Below are 284 nucleotides of genomic sequence, written 5' to 3'. Positions count from 1 at the left end.
CTCAGCTATTATGGCGCGGAAAAGGTCATACCGCATTACAATGTGATGGGCGTGGCCAAGGCGGCGCTGGAGACGAGCGTGCAATATCTCGCGGTCGATCTGGGGCGCGACAATATCCGCGTCAACGCGATCTCGGCCGGGCCGATCAAGACGCTGGCGGCCTCGGGGATCGGCGATTTCCGCCTGATCCTGAAATGGAATGAGCTCAATTCGCCGCTCAAGCGCAACGTCACGATCGAGGATGTCGGCGGGGCCGGCCTCTATCTGCTGAGCGACCTGTCGAG

Annotated in this window: 1 protein-coding gene; it reads left to right on the top strand. The window is 61.3% G+C overall.

Features of this window, described 5'->3' with window-relative positions; all coding sequences use genetic code 11:
- Positions 1-284, top strand: a 284-nt coding sequence (locus LB449_RS13875; protein ID WP_224455702.1) for an SDR family oxidoreductase, incomplete at both ends; no start/stop codon positions are given.

The organism is Psychroflexus lacisalsi (assembly GCF_020164495.1).
GTDB lineage: Bacteria > Bacteroidota > Bacteroidia > Flavobacteriales > Flavobacteriaceae > Psychroflexus > Psychroflexus lacisalsi.
The sequence above is the reverse complement of the archived record's forward strand: the minus strand, read 5'-3'. Positions and strand labels throughout refer to the sequence as shown.